Source organism: Bacteroidota bacterium, assembly GCA_039714315.1.
GTDB lineage: Bacteria > Bacteroidota > Bacteroidia > Flavobacteriales > JADGDT01 > JADGDT01.
Map to the genome: position 1 here is coordinate 1 of JBDLJM010000178.1, position 5,043 is coordinate 5,043.

2 protein-coding genes are annotated in these 5,043 nt (G+C 37.3%); both read left to right on the forward strand.

Annotated elements, in window-relative coordinates; all coding sequences use genetic code 11:
• Positions 1 to 22 precede the first annotated feature (22 nt).
• Positions 23 to 3,202, forward strand: a complete 3,180-nt coding sequence (locus tag ABFR62_12815; GenBank protein ID MEN8139305.1) for a TonB-dependent receptor — start codon at positions 23 to 25, stop codon at positions 3,200 to 3,202.
• Between the two features lie 11 nt (positions 3,203 to 3,213).
• Positions 3,214 to 5,031 carry a RagB/SusD family nutrient uptake outer membrane protein gene (locus ABFR62_12820; GenBank protein ID MEN8139306.1) on the forward strand — a complete coding sequence of 606 codons (1,818 nt, stop codon included), beginning with the start codon at positions 3,214 to 3,216 and terminating at the stop codon, positions 5,029 to 5,031.
• The last annotated feature ends 12 nt before the right edge of the window (positions 5,032 to 5,043 follow it).

Below are 5,043 nucleotides of genomic sequence, written 5' to 3' on the forward strand. Positions count from 1 at the left end.
ACTAAACCAAAATCAAAAAAATATGAATCAAAAAATTACACTCAATAAAATACTCCTGCAGTTTGTAGTAGTCATTTTATTCAGTTCCGGACTTTTTGCCCAACAGGGTAAAATTGAAGTCAGTGGAGCTGTCAGAGATTCCGAAACCGGTGAAGGATTACCCGGAGTTTCGGTTTTTGTTAAAGGAACTATAATAGGTACAAGTACCGATTTCGATGGTAATTATAAAATTGAATTAGATGATGCTAAATCTACCATAGCATTTTCTTTTATCGGTTACAAAACCGAAGAAGTAGACTATGCAGGAAACAATATAATTAACATTTCACTTATTCCCGATTCACAGGTACTGGACGAAGCTGTGGTAGTAGGTTTTAGTAAACAAAAAAAGATTTCTGTTACAGGTTCGGTAACTGCTATTAAACCGTCTGAACTTCAAACTTCATCTACAAACATAACTAATGCTTTTGCAGGACGTATGGCAGGTGTAATGGCAGTACAGCGAAGTGGTGAGCCGGGATCAAACGGTTCCGAGTTCTGGATACGCGGTATTTCTACTTTTGGAGCAAACAATACTCCTTTGGTGTTTTTGGATGGGGTGGAAATACATGCAGGAGGAGACCTTAACTCTATTGATCCTTCTACAATTGAGAGTTTCTCGGTACTAAAAGATGCTTCTTCTACTGCCCTATACGGTGCACGTGGAGCCAATGGTGTAATTCTTATTACTACTAAAAACGGGATTGTATCAGATAAACCCATTGTAAATGTTCAGGTTCGCAGTAAAATAAGTACTCCTACTTCTTTACCTGAAATGGCAGATGCTGTAACTTACATGAATATGGCTAACGAAGCTGTGAGAAATTCAAATCCAAATGCACCTCAAAAATACAGTGCCTGGCAGATTGATGGAACAGAACGTGGGTTAGATCCAAACTTGTTCCCAAATGTTAACTGGATGGACGAATTGTTCAATCAGTTTCAGATGGAGGAATATGCTAATGTTAACATCCGTGGAGGGGGGCCTTCTGTACAATATTTCACATCGGTTTCTTATACCCATTCTACAGGGTTGATAAAAGAACCAAAAGAAAATGACAACGGAATTAATTTCAACCGTTTAAACATTCAAAACAACCTTACTTCAAACCTTAGCAAAACAACTAAGTTGCAGGTAAATGTTAACGTAAATTTCGAATCAAAAAAAGGACCGAATATTCAAGCAGATGACCTTTATAAAAGTGTAATGTATGCGAACCCGGTACAGTTTCCTACTACTTTTCCGTATCAGGAAGGAGATGATCACATTCGTTTCGGCTCAAAAACCGGAGGTTACTGGGGAGTATTCCCAAATCCATATGCGCGACTACAGAGCGGATATTCCGAAACAAATGCAACAACCTTAATGGCTTTGGCTAAATTATCACAGGAAATACCCTGGGTAAAAGGTTTGTCTTTAGATGCAATGGTATCTGTAAAAAGTTGGGGACTTGGAGGTGTACGAAAAACATATAGTCCCTCATACTACAAAATAGATGAGAACTCAATAATCCAACCGGCTCCTGATGTTTATGAATATGATGTTGTCCTTGTTGGTGCAGGAGGAAATTCAGCTATCGTTCCCGGTGGTTGGGATGATGGAAATTCTACTTTCTTCTTTCAACCACAAATAAACTACAATCGTGTATTTGGAAGAAGTGACATTCAGGCATTATTGGTTTATAGTAGTAAGCAATTCAAAATCAATGACCCTGATTTAAGAGCACATCCTTTCGATATTTATGCGTTTAGAAATCAGGGATTGGCAGCCCGTATTAGTTATATGTTCGATAATAAGTACATGATTGAAACGAATATGGGATATACAGGAAGTGAAAATTTTGCCGAGAATCACCGTTTCGGTTTCTTCCCTTCTATATCTGTAGGTTATGCTATATCTAATGAACAATTCTTTAAAGATATCTTCAATGATGCTATTCCATTATTGAAATTCAGAGCATCTTATGGTTTTGCAGGTAACGATCAAATTGGAGGGGACCGTCGTTTTCCTTTTACTTCTGATGTGGACTTATACGAAGATGGACTTGGATATAATATGGGGTACGATTTTAGCAACTATCATCCTGGAGTGTTTATTCGTGAATACGACAACCCTTTAGTTACTTGGGAAACAGGTGAAAAAATGAACTTTGGAATTGATCTTGAAACTAAATTCGGACTGAATATTACCGCAGATTATTTTGAAGAGGAGCGTACAGGTATATTTATAAAGAGAAAGATAATTCCTTCGCACCTTGGTATTGGAGAGTCCGATCCATATGCAAATATTGGTATTGTAGGCAGTCATGGTATAGACATAGCAGTTAATTACAATAAGGCTTTTTCATCTGATCTTATTGTAACAGCAATGGGAACATTCACATATGCTACAAATAAAATACTTGAGTTTGATGAACCTGTTGGCTATGCCGAAAAATATCCGAACTTAACAAGAGTAGGTCGTCCTGTTCATCAAATATACGGTTTGAGGGCTTCTAACATTGTTAGTTCAGAGGAAGAATATTACGAAAATCCTGAACAGGCATTCGGAAAATATGAAGTTGGAGACCTTAGATATATGAACATCAATGACGATGATATCGTTGATGATAATGATATGGTTCCTATGGGATATCCGTTAATACCTGAAATAAACTATGGTTTTGGGGTATCTGTTCAGTATAAAAACTTTGATGCGTCTATATTCTTTCAAGGAGTTGAGAGGGTTTCATTTATGATGGGAGGACATGATATGGGAAGAAAAAATATTGACACCAGACCTGATGCAATAACGCCATTTACAACCGAATTTGAAAGAAATGCTCTTAAGTTTATTGCTGATGATTATTGGACAGCCGAAAACCCGAATCCTTATGCTGCATATCCGCGTTTAACGGAAGAGTATAATCAAAATAATGATATGCCATCTTCGTGGTGGCTACGTGATGGATCTTTCTTACGTCTTAAAGATGCAGAAATCGGGTATAAAATAAACAAGTACATACGTGTTTATGCTATGGGAAATAATTTGCTAACCATGTCTGAATTCAAATTATGGGATCCGGAAGCATTATATGATGGAAATCCTAATAAAACAAACTATAATGGTTTAAGGTATCCAAACCTGAAAAGTATAGCACTTGGATTACAGTTTAACTTATAATACTAAATGAAATGAGAAAAAATATAAATAAAATATTAGTGGTTCTGGCTCTTTCACTTGGTATCCAGTCGTGTAATTACCTTGATGTAGTACCGGAAAACACAGCTACTATAGACGATGCATTCACACGTCCAGCCGAAGCCTATAATTTCCTGTATTCTTTGTATTCGTTTATGCCAAAGATTAACGATCATCTCACATATCCACAACATTGGGTAAACGATGAAACTGTTATTCCATGGACATGGTACGATGCATATAAAATGAATATACAACCAATGAGTTTAAGTAATCCATTCTTCGATTATTGGGGAAATCCGGGAGGACATTCTTATAACCATTTCGAAGGAATACGTCAGGCATATACTTTTCTTGAAAACATTGATAGAACTCCGGGGTTTCTGCCCGAAGAAGTGAACTCAATGAAAGGGGAAGCACAATTCATTATTGGCTACCTTCATTTTATGCTTATGCGTCAGTATGGACCAACTCTTATTATAAACCAATCTATACCTCTTGATGCAGGTGAAGATGAATATTATCCTCACAGAAAGTCTATCGACGAAGTAACAGAATTTTGTTTAAGCAAGTTTGACCAAGCATACGACCTGCTTCCTGACAGCAGATCAAAAACGGACTATGGAAGAATTACAAAACCAGTGGTTTCTGCGGTAAAAGGACGTATGTTGCTTTATATGGCAAGTCCGTTATTTAATGGCAACTCTGATTATGCAAGTTTTACAGGTAAAAGCGGAGAAACTTTGTTTCCACAGACATATGATAGTGAAAAATGGATGAAAGCAATTAAAGCTTCAGAGATAGCAATAGAGGATGCTGAAAATACCGGAGTAGCCCTTTATAATGCTGAGGCAGATGTAGTAGATAATTACCGATATGCTTTAGTTGAACCTTGGAATAATGAATTGATATGGGGGTACAAGCAGGAATGGTACTGGGGATGGCAACGTCATTCTGCACCCCGTGTAATAGATGGAGGAGCAGTAACTGCAGCAGGAGGAAATGGTCCTACTTTACGTGAAGTAGAAATGTATTATACCGAAAACGGACTTCCTATTGATGAGGATCCTGCTTTCGATTACATGGGGAGATTTAGCGTATTGCCGGGTGATAGTACTGCAGTGTTACACCGCATGAGAGAAACACGTTTTTATTCTAATATTGCTTTTGATAGAGGCATTTATAAGATAAATGGAACAGAACAAACAATGTACTTTCGTTTAAATGAGCACGATGGATACGATGGTGTTGACCGTTCAAACTATACACGTAGCGGTTATTTAATCCAGAAACTTGTTCACCCCGAAACTATGTTCACTACTACAGAAAACACATTTATAGAATACCCTTGGCCTGCTTTGCGTTTAGCAGAGGTGTATTTGAATATGGCAGAAGCCCTTAATGAATATGCATTTGGAACAAGAGATAAATTTGGAAATGATGCTGTTTATTATCTCGATCTCGTTAGAGAAAGAGCCGGAATCCCTTCAGTAGGCGACGCATGGGCACTATCAAATAGCCCAGGGAAACCAAGTTCTCAAGATGGATTAAGAGAAATCATCCAAAGAGAAAGAAATATCGAATTAGCTTTCGAAGGCCATAGAATGTGGGATTTACGTCGCTGGAAACAAGGAGATAAATTAAACACTCCTGTTTATGGACTTAATATAGAAGCTTCAAGTGCAAATGAGTTTTATAGTAAAACTAAAATAGAAGACAGATACTTCGATGTAAACAAAAGTTATTTCTGGCCTATTAATTTGAATGAATTACAGAAGAATCCAAATTTGGTACAGAATCCGGGATATTAATATAGACGTCAT

Coding starts and splice junctions, on each gene's coding strand:
- ABFR62_12815 (MEN8139305.1), top strand. CDS start 23: ATGAATCAAAAAATTACACTCAATAAAATACTCCTGCAGTTTGTAGTA.
- ABFR62_12820 (MEN8139306.1), top strand. CDS start 3,214: ATGAGAAAAAATATAAATAAAATATTAGTGGTTCTGGCTCTTTCACTT.